The sequence below is a fragment of the Candidatus Schekmanbacteria bacterium genome, assembly GCA_016219965.1.
In the GTDB taxonomy this organism is placed as follows: domain Bacteria; phylum Schekmanbacteria; class GWA2-38-11; order GWA2-38-11; family J061; genus JACRJM01.
In genome coordinates, this window is sequence record JACRJM010000010.1 from 68,488 (window position 1) to 88,437 (window position 19,950).

The following is a 19,950-nucleotide window of genomic DNA, read 5'->3' on the forward strand; positions in this document are numbered from 1 at the left end:
AATTGACTCATTCCTTATTTTAATTCATTATTAGCAATAATTATTGAAAACAATTCCTAATTAACAAAATTTGACAATAATTATTTGGGGGGATTTTTTTATGAAAAAAACGGATACATATAACTCTCCTATTGAAAGCATTTCCCTCTGGTCCGGCAACATTGCTTTAACTCAGTTAGATGGACTAAAAAAAGGTGATGTTTTGCCTGTAAGGGTTTCCGGGAAGAACAAAGTTGTTGTTCTTGGGAAAGATTCAAAAAAGATATGCTCTCTCTCTTCAGAACTTTCCCAGGTTATTTCGACTTTGATCAAGAACGACATATATGTTGGAGCCTCTGTTCTAACAGCACAAGCTAAAAAAGAAAAAATTCTAAAACTAAACCTCTTCGTCCTTGCAGAAAGAAGGAAGTCTTAGATAAAGAGCCCAGATAATTTGTTGACATATGACTGCTGATTAAGTAATGATTTGCAAAAATAGCAATCATTAGAGGGGTTTTAAACCGCCATTTTTGAAAAAAAAATAAGTTTTGAAGATAGTGAGCATCTTAAAGCAGTTTTTGGAAATTTAGATTCCAACCTTCGTCTTCTGGAAAAAATCTATAAAATTGACATTATTGCCCGCAGTAATTCCATAACTCTCCGCGGCGAGAAGGAAGCAATAACTCAAGCCACGCAATCCTGTAAAAAGCTATATGAATTAGCAAGTAAAGGGGTTGAGTTGTCTAAAACCAATATTATCGCAGTCACAAATGCGCTTACCGGGGAAAAAGATCAAAATCCTGAAGATGACATTTTTCTTGAAAAAATACGCCTTACCTCCGGGAAAATAATCTCCTCGAAAAGTTTCAACCAGAAAAAATATATCGATGCAATCAAGAACTACGATATAGTTATAGGTATTGGCCCGGCAGGAACAGGCAAAACCTATCTTGCTGTCGCAATGGGTATATATTTTCTGGACACAAAGAGGGTTTCAAAAATCATACTTGCAAGACCAGCGGTAGAGGCAGGTGAGCGTCTTGGATTCCTGCCCGGAGATATGTTTGAGAAAGTAAATCCCTATTTGCGCCCTCTTTATGATGCTATCTATGAAATGCTGGACTTTGAATATGCAACACGCCTTATAGAAAAAGGGAGTATAGAAATCGCCCCTCTGGCATTCATGCGGGGAAGAACATTAAACAACTGTTTCATTATTCTTGATGAAGCTCAAAACACAACGTCGGAGCAGATGAAAATGTTCCTGACAAGACTAGGCAATAATTCCAAAGCTGTGATCACAGGAGACATAACACAAATTGATCTACCGGAAGGAAAATCTTCGGGGCTCGTGGAGGCGAAAGAAATCCTTTCTTCCATAGAGGATATTAAAATAATATTCTTTGATGAACAGGATGTGGTCCGCCATTTCCTCGTAAAAAAAATAATAAAAGCCTATGAAGAAAGTGTGAATGGCAACAAAAGAAAATAGGTAAGAAGAGAGCTATGTCTTTAGCTATTGAAAATCGGACAAAAATCAGGGTCAATAAAACTGATATATTGCGGGCTACAAAAAAAATCCTTAATGCCCTAGACATGAAAAAATACAGCCTGAATATTATCTTTGTCACAGACAGTGAAATCAGGGGATTAAATAAACAATACAGGAAAATAGACAAGGCTACAGATGTTCTCTCATTTTCTCTTCTTGAGGGTGCTTTCAGCGACATAAATCCCTGTTACGAAATGGGAGACATTGTCATATCTCTTGAAACTGCAAGACGCAGAATTATAAAAAAAAACAATTTAACAAAAGAAATATATAAGTTAATAATACATGGATTTCTGCATATTGCGGGATTTGACCATCAAATAAAAAATGATACAGATAAAATGAGAAGTATGGAAAAGAAATTAATTAACTTAATTGAACAAGGTTAATCATGAATAGAATATGGGCTCCATGGAGAATGGAATATATTGAAGAAGAAGGAGGGAAAGATACGGGGTGTATCTTCTGTACAAAACCTTCTGAGAATAATGATGCAGAAAATTTGATTCTCGATAGAGGCAAACTTTGTTTCACTATCATGAACCGATACCCATATAACAACGGTCATATAATGGTAGCTCCCTACAGACACATCAATAATATTACACTTCTCACTGAAGAAGAATTTTCTGAAATACACAAGGCCACTAAAAAGGGGATGATGGCAATTGACAGTGTTATGAACCCTGACGGATACAATATCGGAATGAACATAGGGAAAGTAGCTGGTGCTGGATTCGAAGGGCACGTCCATCTTCATATCGTACCGCGATGGAATGGTGACACAAACTTCATGCCGGTATTGGCAGATATCAAAGTTATGCCTGAACACATCAGGAAAACATATGGAAAAATACTTGAAGCGATGAGGAAACTATAGGGATAAAGCTTTCTTTAAATAAAAACCGTTCCTTTTAATTTATCTTCCAACTCTGTAATTTCCCTGACAACAAGTTCTGCGTTACAATTATCTCCCGCACCGTTAGCCGAAACAAGTACCGTAAGCATGCCTAATTCTTTAGCAGTTCTTATATTATCAGGTCTGTCGTCTATAAAAAGATAATTGCAGGAGCTTCCATTACCCGTCAAAGCAATTAGTTTTTTATAGCCATAACTATCAGGTTTGGCAATGTAATCAATTGAAACGATGTCAAAGATAGTATTGAAATGATGTGCCACACATAATGAATTAAGTATCCGCATGGCATAATTATATGCCCCGTTAGTAAAAAGAATCTTCTCTCCCTTTAATTTATGTAAAAAATCATCAAGAGCTTTATTTCCAGAAAGAACACTCTCGATCTCCACATCATGTACAAATTTAAGGTAGTCTCCCGGATCGACATGATGATGAATCATGAGTCCCCGCAATGTAGTCCCGTATTTTTCCATATACTCAACCCGCATTGAGTTGATCGTATCCCTCCTGAATTTCATCTTTTCTTCAAGATATAAATTTATCCTGTTATTAACCTGGGAGAATATTCCCTTGTGCTCAGGATAGAGAGTATTATCAAGATCTATTATTATTCTGTTCAAGAACGACTCCTCACCATAATATTCTAATAATTAGGCTAAATCTCCGAGTTCATATTGTATTATAGAAATAGCAGCTATCGCTGCTGTCTCCGTCCGGAGTATTCTTCCTCCAATATTCACAGGAATAAACCCTGTTTTTACTGCCATATCAATTTCGTGATTACTGAAACCGCCTTCAGGACCTATCATAACACTTATATCTTTAAATTCGGATAGAGTTAATAAAGTTTCTCTAAAACTTTTACATCCTACCTTTTCAGATAATAATATTTTTCCTGAATCAGCATTGACCTTACTTAAAGCATTACAAAAACTGTCAAAATATTCAAGTTCCGGGATCAAAGCTCTTCTGCACTGCTTTGCTGCTTTCAGTAGCACCAGAGGCCATTTGTGTGATTTTTTTTGTTTATTATCTCTCTCCTCAATAGATATGGATTTCTCAGACTTGAAAGTTATTATTCTTGAAATCCCCAATTCAACAGCCTTTTCGAGAATCAACTCCATTCTTTCCCGTGCGGGCAAACATTGAAAAAGAGTTATCCTGATGTTTGATTCTACCGGACTGCCATATTTTTCAATCACTTTAACTGAAGGCCTGTCGTTTACTTTACCAACAAATCTTCCCCTAAAATAATCACCTTCCTCATCAGTAAATGTAAATGATTCACCCACACGTATCTTCCAGGAAAGGAGAAGCTCGTATTCCTCTGATGTCAAAACACACAATGCACCCGGTAACAGCTCTTTGCTATTTTTTATATGTATTTGTTTTGTCAAATTTTTTCAGCGATAAGACTTGCGACAGCTGTTTCGTTATTCAATACACATTCTCTGTAGAAATTAATTCTGAAATCTAAAAAAGCTTTTAACAGTTCATTATGCTGCAGTACATGATCAGGATTTCTGGGTCTGTTCTGGTATTTCAGGTTATCTATAGTAAAAGTTTGATACACAATGATACCATTTTTTTTAAGCCACTTTTTGATAAATGGGAATAGTGTTCTTTGCAGGTAGTAGAAACATATAATTATGTCATAACTATTTTCATCAGGACTAAACTCAAATTTTTCAAGATCAGCTTTAATAATATTCAAATGAAGCATTCTTTTTTCAGCTCTCAACAAGGCTGTTTTTATAGCCTCTTCCGATCTCTCAACGCCATCAACCATAAATCCATTTTCTGCCAAAAAAAGAGCATTCCTTCCCTCTCCCATAGCAATATCCAAAACCCGCCCTTTCGGAAGTAAAGAAACATTATCAACAAGAAATTCTACAGGTTCTTCGCCTATTTGATATTCATTTTTACTATCCATATGTAATCCCTTCTTTTTCTAAAGAATTTCCCAGCATAATCCTGGGAATTCTTCATAACTAAAGAAAATGATCATTTATAATAAGATAACAAAAATCAAGGAGTCAGGGAAGCTAGAGTTGAAAGATCGTCAGGGAATTGATGCAACTGTTGTCAAACTGGGAATTTCTGATTTTTGAATTTCTTTTTTGGTTTCACTCTTTACGGAGTTTTCTTTTATTTCCGAAATAGGTTTAATCTTTGGAATCGCATTCTCCAAATTCTCTTTTTTATCAATCAATATACTAACCCTCCTGTTGAGAGGGTCAAATGGATTATCCTTATTGAGAGGCATATTATCTGCAAAACTTACCACCTTTACAATCTTGGAAATGTCTATGCCGTTTTCTATAAGCGCTCTTCTTACAGCATTTGCCCTGTCAGCAGCAAGCTCCCAATTACTGTAATTCTCAGCCGAATACTTATATGAATCAGTATGTCCTTCAATTGTTATTTTCTCATTTATATTTTTTAAGCTCTCTGAAATTACATTCAGGATTTTCATACCGGTAGGTATCAGCGTTGCTTTGCCTAATTCAAACATTGGGCTCCCAATCTTATCAATAAGCTCAATTCTGACACCTTCACCCGAAACTGATATTATTACCTGATTTTTTAATTCTCCAAGCTTCTTTTCAACCATTTGTCCAATTTTTGAGGCGATTTCAACATCTTCCATCTCCTTAAATACTACCATTGAATCTTCTTCGCCTACTTTAACAATGCCGCCAGGAGTAATAGATATACCTTTTCCGCCACCAGCTTCATCACCTTTAAAGATTGTATAGCTTCTGAAATAGTTGGCCACAGCTTTTTTTGCCTGTACTGAAAGCATTGCTACAAGCCAAAGAACAAGGAACAGAGCCATCATTGCAGTAATAAAATCTGCATATGCAACCTTCCATGCTCCACCATGATGTTTGCCATGGTTAATTTTTTTAATTTTTTTAATTATGATTTGAGAATCGTTTCCAGACATTAGATTTTTATCCTATTAGCCTATTTTTTCTTTCTTACACGTTCTTCCAGTTCCTTGAAACTCGGTTTGGAATCGCTGAAAAGAACGCGACGGCCAAATTCTACTGCCATCTGTGGAGGAATATCTTTTGCAAATGCCAGTATTGAGGATTTAATAACTTCAATATACTTTGAATCTTCATTCGCCTTGTGTTCAAGATGACTTCCGATAGGACCTACTAAACCGTAACAAAGCAATATACCTAAAAAAGTCCCAACAAGAGCGGCAGCTACGCTCTCGCCTATTACTTCAGGTGACTCATTCATCTTCCCCATTGTTATGACAACCCCAAGTACAGCCGCCACTATTCCAAACCCGGGGAGAGAATCAGCCATCTTTGTTACGATCGAAGGAGCAACAGCTGATTCATTGTGATGCGTTTCCAGTTCAACATCCATCATATCTTCAAGATCACTTGACCTTACACCAACAATATATACCCTTAAATTATCACAAAGGAACTTTAGAGCATGATGATTTGAAATTACATTTGGATATTTTTTGAACAACTCACTCTTTTCCGGTGCTTCTATATCACCCTCAATATGCAATACTCCTTCTTTCCTGATTTTTACAAATATGTCATAGAGAAGGTTTAATAATTCTAGATATGCAGTTTTATTATATGATGCCCCTTTAAAAACGCTTGGAATCTTTTTTACAATATCTAACAGAACTGAAGGTGGACATGTAATAATAAGAGAACCTAGTGCAGCACCACCAATGATTATAAGTTCGGCCGGCTGTAACAAAACCCAGACATTACCATGTTCTAAGAGATAACCAGCTAAGATTGACCCGAATACTATTACGATCCCTACAATAGCTATCATTAAATTCGTCCCTGAATTCTATATTAAAATTTATCTTGAATGATTGTCGGTATGGGAAGGATACAGTTTAATAGAATATTTAAAGAAAGGTTTATAGCAACGGAATAAACATTTTGTAGCTAATATATTGAATACAAATTCTTTTTACATATAAAAAACCATTATTCAGATTTATTTCACTCTTAAATCCCGGTATTTCTTTAGTTACTGATTTATATTATCTCCCACTAATGCTGCCATCTTATCGGTCCCAACTAGCTTGCCTGCCCCGCTAAAGATATCTGCAGTTCTGTAGCCACTTTCAAGAACTTTTTCAACAGCAAGCTCTATACGAGAAGCAACATTATTATTCTTAAATGAGTATCTAAGCATCATGGCTGTCGAAAGAATTGTTGCAAGAGGATTTGCAATGTTTTTACCTGCAATGTCCGGAGCACTACCGTGAACTGGTTCATATAGTGAAGCCTTTTTCCCTAAGCTTGCAGATGCCAACATTCCAATAGAACCTGTAATCATAGCAGCTTCATCGCTTAAAATATCACCAAAAAGATTGGATGTTAGTATAATATCAAACTGTCCCGGATTCCTGATCATCTGCATGGCACAGTTGTCAATGTACATATGTTCAAGCTTTACCTCGCTGTATTTTTTATGGATATTCTCTACAGTTCTTCTCCAAAGCTGTGAACATTCAAGCACATTGGCTTTATCAACTGAGGTGACTTTTTTACTTCGCTCAATTGCCATTTGAAAAGCAACTTCTGCAATGCGTGAAATAGTCTTTTCATCATAAGACATAGTGTTAAAGGCAAGCAGCCCTGATTTACTCTTTTTTATACCACGAGGCTTACCATAATAAATACCCGAAGAGAGTTCCCGAAGAACAATGAAATCCACATTTTTAAGAACACTTTCCTTAATAGTAGAAGCATTAACTAAAGGCTTAAATATTTTTGCGGGCCTTATATTGGCAAATAAATCAAGGCGTTTTCTTATTTCCAGGAGCCCTGATTCAGGCCTCGCTGCACCCTTTAATCCATCCCATTTAGGCCCCCCAACAGCTCCAAGCAGTACAACACCATTTTCCCTACAAAGTGAAAGTGTTTCTGCCGGAAGCGGGGTCTTTTTCTTATCTATAGCAGCTCCACCAATAAGTCCCTTAATAAATTTAAATTTAATCTTAAAAACCCTGCTTACCCTGTTTAACACTAACATCGCCCCTTCAACAACCTCAGGGCCGATCCCATCACCTTGAAGAACAACAACTTTTAATTCAACCATTTCTACTCCTTTATAAAATAACTTTCTTTATTCTTTAAAATAAGAAGTTATGGATATAGCGCTACTTCTTAAAATTTACAAAAGGTTTTTTAAGATTAAAAAGGGATTTGAGCTACAAAAAAATGCAATTTTTAATCAGATTGAAGGCTGATTGTAAAATCAACGTTGAATGTTTTTTTATCAGACAAATTATTCCATGAAGCAAGAAATGCAGTTCCCTGATAATTTAGATCATATCCTCTCTCTGACTGCGAAACAGTTTTTACAGGGAAACTCCAGAGTCGGCATCCGGAAGAAACATCAATCTTAAGTTTTATTTTTTCAAACTGACTTATCATGCCAAAGGAATTCACGCCATTTGCATTAATGATATTATCCATAGAGGAATACTTCTCATTCATATCAACGATAAAAAGCCTATTGCCTTCCGAACAAGCTGATGGAAGAGAAAAATTGAGTTCAACAGCAAATATATTGGAGTCAGAATTTCCTTTTGGCAAAGTCACATTGTAGCTTACCTTAAACTTTTCTTTTCCTTGGCTGACATAAAATACTTTGCTGACATTACACTCTGAATTATCATTGTGAACTTTCCCAACCATATTAGCTATGGCATTTCCTCTTTCCTTCTTTATACTGCATCCATATACATTAAATGCTTTCCCTGCCGGCGTATTGGATAACTCTCCTCTTATGAAATTTTCTATAGATTCATTTCCATTAAGTACATAATCAATGAATGATCCACGACTATGATTGTCATATAAAAGGTTCTTGGCAAGTGTTACGTCTATCACTCTTTGCGAATGAATGGTTTGCGGAGATTCATTGTCTCTTTCAGGAAGGACTGCTTCATCTATCTTTTTATGGTAGGCTTCTCTCTTCCGTGACATCGTATTTTGGAGGTTCATGTTCTGGGTCATCCAGTCAAATTCTACCATGCTTCCTCCCTGAGAGGGATCAATCCATAATGACAGAGAATCACTTGAAATAACAACTTCATCAAAACCATCACAATTGAAATCAGACTTTTCAACATCAACCCATGTCTTTTTCTTCTTTAAAACTCTATTTGTTAATTTATCTGCCTCTACAAGATTTTTATATATTGCAGTTCTGATATGGTGAGAATAAAGACCTCCAAACACTCCATGCCAATAACCGCAATTGCATTGCCCTCTATAAAGGGACTTAATAGCTTTATTAAGTTTTCCTATTTCTGTTTTTTCATCATCTAACATTGCTGCAATTTTATTGCTTGTATAAAGCATTCTCTTCTGCATCTGATTTGCCTCAGGATATTTCACGAAAAAGTTTCTCCAAAACCCTCCCTTTAGAAACTTAAGATACCTTTCTCCTTCTGATCTTTTTTTCATCTCCTCTATTGCATCTTCAAATTCAGCTTGCAGATCAGCCGGAAGTGCCCACTCAAGCATTTCATCGTAGGACGCAGTTGGGATATAAACCCTTCCTTCAGGTCCTTTGATTTTCATATATTCTTCCAGTTTCACAACCTCAAGCCACTCACCCTGCGCCAGCAGCGCTTCAAAAAAGTTTCTAAGCCAACGCTTCTCATAAACCCACTCATAGGTATTTGGCCATTCGCCAAACTTCTCTCCATCATCTCCATAAGAAAAAAGAGAACATGGAGACTCTGCCCCACGCACTTTGATATCATTAATAATCTCTTCAGGCATTTTAAAAGGAATTGAATAACGAAGTACTTTATCAGAGGGAAATACACAAACCGTTTTCCCCTCATCCTCGGTTATAAAATATCCTTTAATTTTTTCAGGATGTAGTCCTGCATATTTCAAATGGGTGTCATCAAGGATAAGATATTTTACTCCTGCATCATGCAGTGTCTTTGGCAGAGATGGCTCCCACACCCTTTCGGCAAGCCACATACCCCGGGGAACATGTCTAAATCTGGATTTGATATATCTTGTCATCATTGAAATTTGCCCGATTCTGTCTCTTTCAGGAATAGCAGGCATGATCGGTTCATAAAAACCGCCCGTCATAATGTCAATCTGCCCGCGGCTTATCAGTGTTTCCAGTTTTTCGTAGAATTCAGGATGCTTTTCCTCAAGCCATTCAAGAAGACATCCGGAAAAATGAAAACTCATCTTAATATCAGGATAATCAGCGATAACATTGACGAAGGGAAGATAACACTGATTGTATGCCCGCTCTATAACAAAATCAAAATTTCCGGCAGGCTGATGGAAATGGATCACAAAACCAAGATAAGTTTTTTCCATTTTTTTAACAAAGTTAAAATTTAATACTCATAAAATGACAGAACATCGATACCTGAGAATATCCCATTTCTTGAGATGCAGCCATCCAAAAACTGATTATCATCTTCGGAAGGTAAGAAACCATTTAATATATTCTCACACACTTTGGAAAGTTTTGTAAAATTATCAAAATGCTCACATATCCTTTTTTCTGCATAATCTGAGGCTGTTGAAGTAGAAATAAGAAATTGCCAGTCTGAACTCTGGAGGAGAAGGATCTCTCTTAACATCTGCCCCATATAGGGTTTTGCTTCTTCAATATTCTGCTCAGATACCTTTCGGTACATGCTTTTGAATATTTTTTCAGCATCATAAATATATCCCCATGTCCATTCAGTCCGTTCATTAAACCAGAGCATGTGTGAGCCGCCTTCCCCCCACGAACCTTCAGGCAAAGTAACCGTTTTTTGGGGATGGCAAAAATCAAGATAATCGGAGCAGGTTATCATTTCTATCTCATCATCAGCATGAATTCCCCTGCAAACCTCATCTATCCATCTTGGACCTTCAAACCACCAATGCCCGAAGAGCTCTGCATCAAAAGGAGAGACCAATAAGCTTCTCCCTTCAGATTGACCATTAAAACTGGAAAGTCTCTCTTTTAAAAGCTGTCTAAAATGGGAAGCATGAGATTTAACCATATTTCCTGCTGCATCGGGGCCGTATATTTCTTTTTCTCCAAGATCGCTTTTAGCGCTGGTAATCTTCCAGTATCTGTGTCCTCCGGGAAAATTCTTTTTATGAAATTCAAGATAATTCCCGTCTCCCGGATATCCCCATTCACCGCTCCATACCTGAAGACTTATGGCAGGATCACGCACAAATGCTGTAATTTTTTTTACTTTTTCAGAGGTTGAATTGACATAAAATGGATTATAAACGGAGCGTGATCCCTTTTGCGATGAATAATACATATTCTTTTTAAATTTTTCTCTCCCCTTTTCAAGATTGTCAATCTTTCCATAAGAAGTACCGGATTCACCACCTTCAACCATGTGAGAATCAACGAAAAAGTAGCCTATTTCTTCTTCCTCCAGGAATTCCTCAATCCCTTTTCTGTCTGCTTTATCAGTATGTCCCGAGACAGGATATTCCCATTTGTAAGCAGGTCTGTAAGCACATTCAGGGAGCCATATACCGGAAGGCCTTCCTCCGAAATATTTGTTAAACGCTTCTGAAGCCAGTTTGATCTGTAAATTCACCATTGAATCATCTCCTATGAGGGGAAGATACGCATGCGTGGCAGATGATGGGATTATTTCAATGGCATGTTGTTCCTTCAGCTTTCTAAAAGCATATGGAATGTCCTCATTATACTTACTGGTAAATTGTGTCAGGACACCCAGAAAAAAGTTTTTCCAGTCAAGTGCAAGACCTGCTTTTTCCATATCTCCTGATTGCTCAAATCCCCGGCAATCATTTTCAGCTGTGTCAATCCTGTTCCTGAGATACGATTTAAAACCTGACTTGAATTCATCAGTTGAAAGCTGGTAAGCAAGGATCGGGCTAAAGCTTAAGACTATATTTGGTTTTATTCCATCATCGAGAAGGGAGTTAAAAACTCCGAGCAGGGGTATATATGATTCTGCTGCTGCTTCGTTCAGCCAGTCAGTTCCATGCGGCCAGCTGCCATGACTCATAACATATGGAATATGTGCATGCAGCACAAGGCTGATATATCCCTTAATGCTCAAAGCACCACTCTTTAAAAAGCTCTTTTCATTTTATACCCAGCTGCTCTTTTATCATCTTTTCAGCAGTTATCCAGTCTTCTAAATCGCTTCCACCACTATTGCCTCTGTTTTCAAACAGCTCGTATGCCTTTTGCTGGACCATGGCACGGAATTCTTCATCAGAAACTTGCGTTTTAGGTTTTCTCCCTCTTTTAGCGGCAGGCTTTTTAACGGTAGTCTCTGCTTTAGTTTTTGTTTTGGTCTTAGTAGTAGCCATAATTCCCCCTCCATTTAGAACATCAGATTTCTCTGCAAAATACAATAATCACTTTCCCTTAGGAAGTGACAAAATAAATTATAAGGCTCTACCTTGTCTCGCGGCTTGATACATATTCCATTAATCCGCCTTTTTCTATTATCTTCTGCACAAACTCAGGGAACGGTTTTGATTTAAAGACCTGTCCCGATGAAATCTTAGTTATTGTCCCATCATTCAGGTCAACCTCAATTTCATCGCCATCACACAGACTCTCAATGGCTTCAGGACACTCTATAATTGGAAGTCCTATATTAAGGGAATTTCTGTAAAATATCCTTGCAAAAGACTTAGCGATTACTGCCGCTACTCCGCAGGCTTTTATAGAAATAGGTGCGTGTTCTCTTGACGAGCCGCATCCAAAATTTTCTGCTGCAATAATGAAGTCTCCGGGTTTTACTTTTTTTGGAAACCCGGGATCAATGTCTTCCATGCAGTGCGATGCCAGTTCTTTGGGATCTATTGTATTTAGATAGCGGGCAGGGATAATGACATCAGTGTTAACATTATCACCGTACTTAAAAACTCTTCCTTTATACTTAAGAGCGCTCACAGGACTTCCTCCGGATTCGTAATTCTTCCAGTAATGGCAGACGCAGCTGCAACAGCAGGCCCTGCCAGATATATCTCGCTTTCAGGGTGACCCATTCTGCCTACGAAATTCCTGTTAGTCGTGGCAACACATTTTTCTCCTTTTGCAAGTATGCCCATATGTCCGCCAAGACAAGGTCCGCATGTAGGAGGTCCCACAACAGCCTCTGCATCAATAAATATTTCAAGCAGCCCTTTCTTCATAGCCTCTTTATAAACATCCTGTGTTGCAGGTAATATTATCAGCCTTACATTTGGATTAACTTTTTTACCCTTAAGTATTAAAGCAGCCTCTTCAAGATCAGAAATTCTGCCATTGGTGCATGATCCTATTATCACCTGATCTATGGCAATGTTCCTAAGTTCGCTTACAGGCCTTGCATTCCCGGGAGACGGAGGAAGAGATACCTGGGGTTCCAGCTTCGAGGAGTCAATATCAACTACATTGCAATACTTGGCATCTTTGTCGCTCTTATACGTAATAAATTCCCGCTTTGAACGTCCCTTCACATACTGCAATGTCTTGTCATCAGGCTCTATAATTCCGTTTTTTGCTCCTGCTTCAACAGCCATGTTGCACATTGTAAACCTGCCATCCATGGAAAGTGAGCTTATTGCTTCGCCGGTAAATTCCATTGATTTGTAATTTGCACCGTCAACTCCAATTTTACCGATGGTAAACAATATCAAATCCTTGCCTGAAACAAAGCGTCTCGTTTTCCCGCTGTAGATAAATTTTATTGATTCAGGGACTTTAAGCCATATCTCCCCTGTAATCATGGCTGCTGCAAGGTCTGTGCTTCCTATTCCGGTAGAGAAAGCGCCAAGGGCCCCATAAGTGCATGTATGCGAATCTGCCCCAATAATTAAGTCTCCCGGCAGTACGATCCCTTTTTCCGGAAGGAGGGCATGCTCAATGCCGACACGCCCTATCTCGAAATAATTTTCAACATTATGTTTCCTTGAAAATTCACGCAATATGCGGCACTGCTCGGCTGACTTTATGTCCTTGTTAGGTGTGAAATGGTCAGGGACAAAGACCACTTTTTTTCTGTCAAAAAGCTCTTTTGCTCCATATTTCTCAAAAATATCTATAGCGATTGGCGCCGTTATATCATTGCCAAGAGCTATATCAACCCTGGCACTTATGATTTCTCCGCATTCAACATTCTTTTTTGATGACTTGACTGCCAGAATCTTCTCTGTGATGGTCATTCCCATAATGCACCAAATCCGTTACATTTAATTTTTATTGTTTAAAGTATGCAGGAAAATTCAAAAACCCTTTAATACTTTCTCTGGTTTACCCCTCGAAAGATATTTATTCAAAGCATTTAGGTAAGCTTTGACACTTGCAAATATGATGTCAGTACTTGTGGATTTCCCGACAAACATCGTTCCATTCCCAAACTTTACCTTCAGGAATACTTCTCCTATCGCATCCTTTCCCGCAGAGACAGATTTTACGGAATAGTCAAGAAGTTTCCCTTTTACATTGGCTATCTTCTCAATCGCAAGACACGCGGCTTCCACAGGTCCTGAACCTGAGGCTGTTTCAGAAATGATCTTGGTTCCCTTCCGTACACTTACGGCTGCTGTCGGCAATACTCTGTTTCCTCCGATAGCCTGAACACCAATAAGCTTATATATTTCTGTAAAGTTTCTTACCTGCTCATCAATTACTATCTCAAGATCCTCATCGAATATCTGCTTCTTCCGGTCAGCAAGCTCTATAAATATCTTATAAGCCTTTTCAAGCTCGTCATCGGAGAGACTGTAACCGAGCTTTTCATAACGTTTGCGCAGCGCATGTCTTCCGGAATGCTTACCCAGCACGATATGACTTTCCTTTACGCCTACAGTTTCAGGCGTCATGATCTCATATGTCTGAGCTTTTTTCAGTACTCCGTCCTGATGGATCCCCGCCTCATGAGAAAAAGCATTATCACCTACAATTGCCTTATTTGGCGGGACAAAAATCCCTGTAAGCCTTGAAAGAAGCCTGCTTGCTTTATACAGCTCCTTGGTTTTTATTCTGGTTTTAAAGGGAAGCAAATCCTTTCTCACATAAAGTCCCATTGTAAGCTCTTCCAACGACGCATTGCCGGCTCTTTCACCGATTCCATTAATGGTGCATTCAACCTGTCTTGCGCCATTTTTTATTGCAGCAAGAGAATTTGCGACGGCAAGGCCAAGATCATTGTGACAATGAACGCTGAGAATCGCCTTCTCTATGTTAGGAACATTTTTTTTCAAATATGCGATTATATTCCCAAACTCGTCGGGCATCGAATAACCGACGGTGTCAGGTATATTTATTGTCTTTGCTCCCGCATCTATTGCAGCCTCAACTATCTCGGCAAGAAAGAGAAGATCTGTCCTCGACGCATCCTCCGCAGAAAACTCAACATCGCGGGTAAATGTCTTTGCATATTTTACAGCCTCTACCGCTTTGGCAATTACTTCCCGACGGCTCATTCTCAGCTTATATTTCATGTGTATATCCGAGGTGGCAATAAAAGTGTGGATATAAGGACGTGACGAATGTTTGAGAGCGTCCCATGCAGCTTTTATATCTTTCTTGTTCGCCCTTGCAAGACCAGCAATATAAGGTCCTTTGACTGCCTTCGCTATTTCAACAGCAGCTTCAAAATCTCCTTTTGACGCTATCGGAAACCCAGCCTCAATAATATCAACATTAAGGCGCGCTAGCTGCAATGCCATCGTAAGTTTTTCTTTCACATTCAGGCTGTTGCCGGGAGCCTGCTCCCCGTCTCTTAATGTGGTGTCAAATATTCTGATCTGTTCCATAATCTTCGTTCTTTCTGATCTTTCGCCTGTAGATTCTCCTTCTTCCTTCGAAAGCGGTTCCTTTTTCTCCCTCCGGCAGAGCCGTCTTTTCTCTGATGAAAAGATACAGGGCTTCTGCAAGTGCGATGAAGAAATATCCCCACACCATTAGAAAAAGCATCATGTTAGGCTTCATTATCACTATGAAAATAAAAAATATTATAGCGATGAGCACATTGAAATGTTTGCTCTTACTGGTCTCTACTCCGGAGAAGCTTCTGAATTTCAAAGTACTTACCATTAAAAGGGCAACCACATAGACCACTATCACAGTTAAGATTCCGCGATAACGGAAAATACCCTCAAGGGATTGCCAGTATGAAAAATAGAAAATTACAAGCGAAGCCACGACACCGGCAGCAGCAGGTATTGGCAATCCTGTAAAGTATTTGCTCTTGACTCCTGTTGTCTGGACATTATACCGTGCAAGCCTTAATGCACCGCAAATGACAAACAGGAATGAAGCAATCCAACCAACCTTTCCATAAGGCTTTAATGCCCATATATATACCAAAACTCCCGGCGCCACTCCGAATGTCACGAGATCTGCAAGTGAATCAAACTCAACGCCAAACCTTGACGTAGTCTTTGTGGTCCGGGCAACTTTTCCGTCAAAACAATCAAAGACAGCGCCAAGTATGATCGCATAAGCTGCATATATCAGCCATTTCCTGTAAGCATCCTGATTACCAAGAAGTTCAGAGGCCATCCCGTTTATCGAGGCGATTATGGCATAAAAACCGCAAAGCGCATTCCCTGTTGTAAAAAGGCTTGGCAGAATATAAATTCCTTTTCTCATTTTAAAACTCCTAAAATAGTTTCGCCTGCCTTAACTTTCTGTCCCTTCACTATGCCCGGCTCAAAACTTACCGGAAGATAAACATCAACACGTGAACCGAACCGAATGAGTCCAAATCTATTTCCTACACTTACATCATCACCTACATTGACCCAGCAAACAATCCTTCTGGCAATAAGTCCTGCAATCTGTACAACTTCAGCTGCATGTTTTTTTCCTCTAACTACTATAACATTATTTTCATTCTCGTTAGAAGATTTTTCCTTGAATGCAGATATGAACTTGCCATAATTATATTTTTTCCCGGTCACTTTCCCGCTGAGAGGTATCCGGTTAACATGAACATTAAATACTGACATGAATATGCTCACCATAAAATGCTCCTCACCGGAAAGGATACTGTTCTTAACCTTTTCAAGTCTTATTATTTTTCCGTCTGCAGGAGAAATAACCAGTCCTTCTCCTTCAGGAGTATTCCTTTCAGGGTCCCTGAAAAAAGCAATCACAAAAATGGTCAAGGCTGTAACTATGATACTCAATGACACTGAAATATCCGTCAGCCAGAGTGCCACTGCTATAATACCTAATGGTATTATAAACCGCCACCCGTCTTTTGCCAGAGGCAAACGCATTATGTATATAAATCCGGGTTACTTTATTACTGGCTTGCCTATCCAGGACATCATTCCGCGAAGTTCTTTGCCGACTTTTTCTATAAGGTGATTTGCACCTTCTTCAGCAAGAGCTTTAAATACAGGACGGTTTGCCTGGTTTTCAAGTATCCACTCCCTGGCAAATTCGCCTGTCTGAATTTCCCTTAAAATCTCTTTCATCTCCCAGCGCGTCTCATCAGTAATTATCCTCGGCCCGCGCGACAAATCACCGTATTCAGCGGTATTGCTTATGGAATAGCGCATGTTGGCTATGCCGCCTTCATAAATAAGATCTACTATGAGCTTCAGTTCATGGAGACACTCAAAATAAGCGATTTCAGGCTGATACCCTGCTTCTACAAGAGTATCAAAACCAGCACGGATAAGTTCCGTCACACCGCCGCACAACACAACTTGTTCTCCGAAAAGATCTGTTTCCGTCTCTTCCTTGAAGGTTGTTTCAATCACACCAGCCCTTGCGGAACCGATCCCTTTTGCATAGGCCAATGCGGTTTGTTTCGCCTTGCCGGACGCATCCTGCTTTATTGCAATCAAAGCTGGCACTCCCTTGCCTTCCGTATAAAGCCTGCGGACAAGATGTCCCGGCCCCTTGGGAGCTATCATTACAACGTCAACATCAGCAGGCGCCTCAATCTGATGGTAGTGAATATTAAATCCATGAGAAAATCCGAGTGTTTTCCCTGCTTTCATATTTCCTGCAATAGAGCTTCTGTAAACTGTAGCCTGGAACTCATCAGGAACAAGCATCTGTATGAAATCAGCCTTTGCAGAAGCATCATCTGCATTCAAAACTTCAAAACCGTCTTTTTTCGCCTGATCCCACTGCTTTGTACCTTTAAGCTCGCTCACTATCACCTTAAGACCGCTTTCCTTGAGGTTCTGAGCCTGTGCATGTCCCTGGCTTCCGTAACCAATGATGGCGATTGTTTTATTCTTCAGATATTTCAAATCCGCTTCTTTTTCATGAAAAATGGCTACCATCTTCTGCTTTCCTCCAATGTTTTAAGATTCGTCACTTATGATTTTTTTGACTTCCCCTGCTCATTGCCGCACAACCTGTCCGTGCAATTTCCTTAATCCCGAAAGGTTTCAGTAAATCAAGCAGAGCATCGATCTTGTTAGAATCACCTGTTGCCTCGATTATGAATCCCTTTGGCGAAACATCTATAATCTTGCTGCGAAATATGTCAACTATCTGCATAAGCTCAGCTCTCACCTTGTTGTCGGCGTTGACTTTTATCATCACCATCTCGCGTTCAACATAACTTTCATCAGTCAGATCCGAAACTTTGATAACATCTATAATCCTTCTTAACTGTTTTATTACCTGTTCAATTATCTGATCATCACCGCTCGTTATGATAGTCATCCTTGATACAGTGGTGTCCGTTGTCTCTCCAACGGAAAGAGACGCGATATTAAAACCCCTTGCTGAAAAAAGACCTGCCACCCTGGCGAGGACTCCGAATTTATTTTCCACAAGCACTGAGATTACATGTTTCATCAGTTCACCATTATATCCTTTACGGATCCACCTGAAGGAACCATGGGAAAAACCTTTTCATCCTTATCTGTCTTAATATCTATTATAACCGGGCGTTTCTCAGCCAAAGCCTGTTTAAAAATCGGGTCAAAATCCTTCTCATTCTCAACCCTTAGTCCGGCAGCGCCAAAGCTCTGAGCAAGGGCGACAAAATCAGGGTTAGCATCCAAATCAGTGGCATAATAGCGTTTGTTGTAAAACAAGCTTTGATACTGCCTCACCATGCCGTACGTGTTATTATTAAGTATTACGACAATGAGGGGAATCTTATATGCAACTGCCGTTGCAATCTCCTGCATATTCATCTGGAAACTGCCGTCACCGGTAATGTTAATGACCGGACAATCAGGCTTTGCCAGCTTCACACCAATGGCAGCAGGAAGACCGTAACCCATAGTCCCAAGCCCCCCGGATGTAAGAAGCGTCCTCGGTTTCTTAAACTTATAATACTGGGCAACCCACATCTGGTGCTGGCCGACATCAGTTGTAATAATCGCATTTTCACCCGCCATCTCACATATCTTTTCTATTACCCACTGAGGTTTTACAGATTTTTTGTCTCTCGTGTAAGAGAGCGGATGTTTCTCCTTCCAGCTTTTGATCTCGGAAAACCATGAAGCTCTCTCAGGTTTTTTCTTTATCTTTTCCTTAACCTTTACATTCAGTTCTCTTAACACCTCTTTTGCATCGCCTACAACCGGAAGATCAACCTGAACATTTTTGCTGATTGTCGCCGGATCAATATCAATATGGATTACTGTTGCGTTCGGCGCAAACTTATCTATTCTTCCTGTTACCCTGTCATCAAATCTTGCGCCCACGGCTATAATCAGATCCGCATGGTTTACAGCCATATTTGACCAGTATGTTCCATGCATGCCGAGCATACCGAGAAATAGCTCATGATCACCCGGGAATCCGCCAAGTCCCATAAGGGTGCTTGCAACAGGCGCGTTTATTGCTTCTGCAAGTTTTTCAACCTCCTGGTCAGCCCCGGAAAGTATTACGCCGCCGCCTATATATATGACCGGCTTTTCTGACTCTGATATTCTTTCTGCTATCTTCTCTATCTGTTTTAGATGCCCCTGCACATTGGGGTTATAACCTCTTATATGGACTTCTTCCGGGTATTCGTATTTTGCCTTTCCACTGAGAACGTCTTTCGGCAAATCAATCAGCACAGGGCCCGGTCTTCCTGTAGTAGCAATATAAAATGCCTCTTTTATCGTTCTGGCAAGGTCATTAACATCCTTAACAAGATAATTATACTTTGATATCGTCCTCGTGATCCCTGCTATGTCCGCCTCCTGAAAAGCATCATCGCCTATCATGCTTGTGGGAACCTGACCTGTTATGATCACAAGGGGGATTGAATCCATGTATGCTGTAGCGAGTCCGGTCACTATGTTCGTCGCACCGGGTCCGGACGTTACCATACATACGCCTGCTTTTCCGGAACCGCGTGCATAACCGTCAGCTGCATGAGCGGCAGCCTGCTCATGACGCGTGATAATAAATTTCAGCGGCGAATCGTAAAGCACGTCGTACACATCGCAGAGAACAGCCCCGGGAAGTCCGAATATGTATTCAACCCCTTCCTTTATGAGGCTCTCCACAAGTATTTCAGCGCCTTTTTTCATTTATGATT

The 19,950-nt window shown here is 39.6% G+C and carries 21 protein-coding genes; 4 read left to right on the forward strand and 17 right to left on the reverse strand.

Features of this window, described 5'->3' with window-relative positions; genetic code table 11:
- Positions 1–100: 100 nt before the first annotated feature.
- The 4 genes from HZA77_11880 to HZA77_11895 all read left to right on the forward strand — a co-directional run bounded on the left by HZA77_11880 (position 101) and on the right by HZA77_11895 (position 2,411).
- Positions 101–415, forward strand: a complete 315-nt coding sequence (locus HZA77_11880) for a hypothetical protein (GenBank protein ID MBI5376128.1) — start codon at positions 101–103, stop codon at positions 413–415.
- A 90-nt stretch (positions 416–505) separates the two neighbouring features.
- Positions 506–1,471, forward strand: a complete 966-nt coding sequence (locus tag HZA77_11885) for a PhoH family protein (GenBank protein MBI5376129.1) — start codon at positions 506–508, stop codon at positions 1,469–1,471.
- 14 nt (positions 1,472–1,485) lie between these two features.
- Entirely contained in the window at positions 1,486–1,920 is a 435-nt protein-coding gene (gene ybeY / locus HZA77_11890; GenBank protein MBI5376130.1) for an rRNA maturation RNase YbeY, read from the forward strand.
- Positions 1,921–1,922: 2 nt separating this feature from the next.
- Positions 1,923–2,411: an HIT domain-containing protein gene (locus HZA77_11895; GenBank protein ID MBI5376131.1), complete on the forward strand. Its 489-nt coding sequence runs from the start codon at positions 1,923–1,925 to the stop codon at positions 2,409–2,411.
- Positions 2,412–2,425: 14 nt separating this feature from the next.
- Here the strand turns inward: HZA77_11895 and HZA77_11900 are convergent, their stop codons facing one another.
- The 17 genes from HZA77_11900 to ilvB all read right to left on the reverse strand — a co-directional run bounded on the left by HZA77_11900 (position 2,426) and on the right by ilvB (position 19,942).
- A complete protein-coding gene (locus HZA77_11900; GenBank protein ID MBI5376132.1) occupies positions 2,426–3,070 on the reverse strand; it encodes a pyrimidine 5'-nucleotidase in 645 nt (214 codons plus the stop codon).
- Between the two features lie 30 nt (positions 3,071–3,100).
- Positions 3,101–3,847: a 16S rRNA (uracil(1498)-N(3))-methyltransferase gene (locus HZA77_11905; protein ID MBI5376133.1), complete on the reverse strand. Its 747-nt coding sequence runs from the start codon at positions 3,845–3,847 to the stop codon at positions 3,101–3,103.
- Positions 3,844–4,383 carry a class I SAM-dependent methyltransferase gene (locus tag HZA77_11910; GenBank protein MBI5376134.1) on the reverse strand — a complete coding sequence of 180 codons (540 nt, stop codon included), beginning with the start codon at positions 4,381–4,383 and terminating at the stop codon, positions 3,844–3,846. Before HZA77_11910 ends, HZA77_11905 begins: the two co-directional genes overlap by 4 nt.
- A gap of 129 nt (positions 4,384–4,512) precedes the next feature.
- A complete protein-coding gene (locus HZA77_11915; protein MBI5376135.1) occupies positions 4,513–5,400 on the reverse strand; it encodes an OmpA family protein in 888 nt (295 codons plus the stop codon).
- A 20-nt stretch (positions 5,401–5,420) separates the two neighbouring features.
- A complete protein-coding gene (gene motA, locus HZA77_11920; GenBank protein MBI5376136.1) occupies positions 5,421–6,272 on the reverse strand; it encodes a flagellar motor stator protein MotA in 852 nt (283 codons plus the stop codon).
- Between the two features lie 204 nt (positions 6,273–6,476).
- On the reverse strand, positions 6,477–7,553 hold the full coding sequence (gene leuB, locus HZA77_11925) for a 3-isopropylmalate dehydrogenase (protein MBI5376137.1): 1,077 nt from the start codon (positions 7,551–7,553) through the stop codon (positions 6,477–6,479).
- A 131-nt stretch (positions 7,554–7,684) separates the two neighbouring features.
- Entirely contained in the window at positions 7,685–9,817 is a 2,133-nt protein-coding gene (locus HZA77_11930) for a DUF1926 domain-containing protein (protein ID MBI5376138.1), read from the reverse strand.
- 20 nt (positions 9,818–9,837) lie between these two features.
- A complete protein-coding gene (locus HZA77_11935) occupies positions 9,838–11,550 on the reverse strand; it encodes a DUF1957 domain-containing protein (GenBank protein ID MBI5376139.1) in 1,713 nt (570 codons plus the stop codon).
- 25 nt (positions 11,551–11,575) lie between these two features.
- Positions 11,576–11,806, reverse strand: a complete 231-nt coding sequence (locus HZA77_11940; GenBank protein ID MBI5376140.1) for a DUF2934 domain-containing protein — start codon at positions 11,804–11,806, stop codon at positions 11,576–11,578.
- An 88-nt stretch (positions 11,807–11,894) separates the two neighbouring features.
- A complete protein-coding gene (gene leuD / locus HZA77_11945; protein MBI5376141.1) occupies positions 11,895–12,398 on the reverse strand; it encodes a 3-isopropylmalate dehydratase small subunit in 504 nt (167 codons plus the stop codon).
- A complete protein-coding gene (leuC, locus tag HZA77_11950) occupies positions 12,395–13,657 on the reverse strand; it encodes a 3-isopropylmalate dehydratase large subunit (protein MBI5376142.1) in 1,263 nt (420 codons plus the stop codon). The genes leuD and leuC overlap by 4 nt, the downstream gene beginning before the upstream one ends.
- 54 nt (positions 13,658–13,711) lie before the next feature.
- Entirely contained in the window at positions 13,712–15,247 is a 1,536-nt protein-coding gene (locus HZA77_11955) for a 2-isopropylmalate synthase (GenBank protein MBI5376143.1), read from the reverse strand.
- Entirely contained in the window at positions 15,225–16,085 is an 861-nt protein-coding gene (gene pssA, locus HZA77_11960; protein ID MBI5376144.1) for a CDP-diacylglycerol--serine O-phosphatidyltransferase, read from the reverse strand. Before pssA ends, HZA77_11955 begins: the two co-directional genes overlap by 23 nt.
- A complete protein-coding gene (locus HZA77_11965) occupies positions 16,082–16,717 on the reverse strand; it encodes a phosphatidylserine decarboxylase family protein (protein MBI5376145.1) in 636 nt (211 codons plus the stop codon). The genes pssA and HZA77_11965 overlap by 4 nt, the downstream gene beginning before the upstream one ends.
- Before the next feature lie 18 nt (positions 16,718–16,735).
- A complete protein-coding gene (gene ilvC / locus HZA77_11970) occupies positions 16,736–17,740 on the reverse strand; it encodes a ketol-acid reductoisomerase (protein MBI5376146.1) in 1,005 nt (334 codons plus the stop codon).
- A gap of 31 nt (positions 17,741–17,771) precedes the next feature.
- Positions 17,772–18,263 carry an acetolactate synthase small subunit gene (ilvN, locus tag HZA77_11975; GenBank protein MBI5376147.1) on the reverse strand — a complete coding sequence of 164 codons (492 nt, stop codon included), beginning with the start codon at positions 18,261–18,263 and terminating at the stop codon, positions 17,772–17,774.
- Positions 18,263–19,942: a biosynthetic-type acetolactate synthase large subunit gene (gene ilvB / locus HZA77_11980; GenBank protein MBI5376148.1), complete on the reverse strand. Its 1,680-nt coding sequence runs from the start codon at positions 19,940–19,942 to the stop codon at positions 18,263–18,265. Before ilvB ends, ilvN begins: the two co-directional genes overlap by 1 nt.
- Positions 19,943–19,950 lie beyond the last annotated feature (8 nt).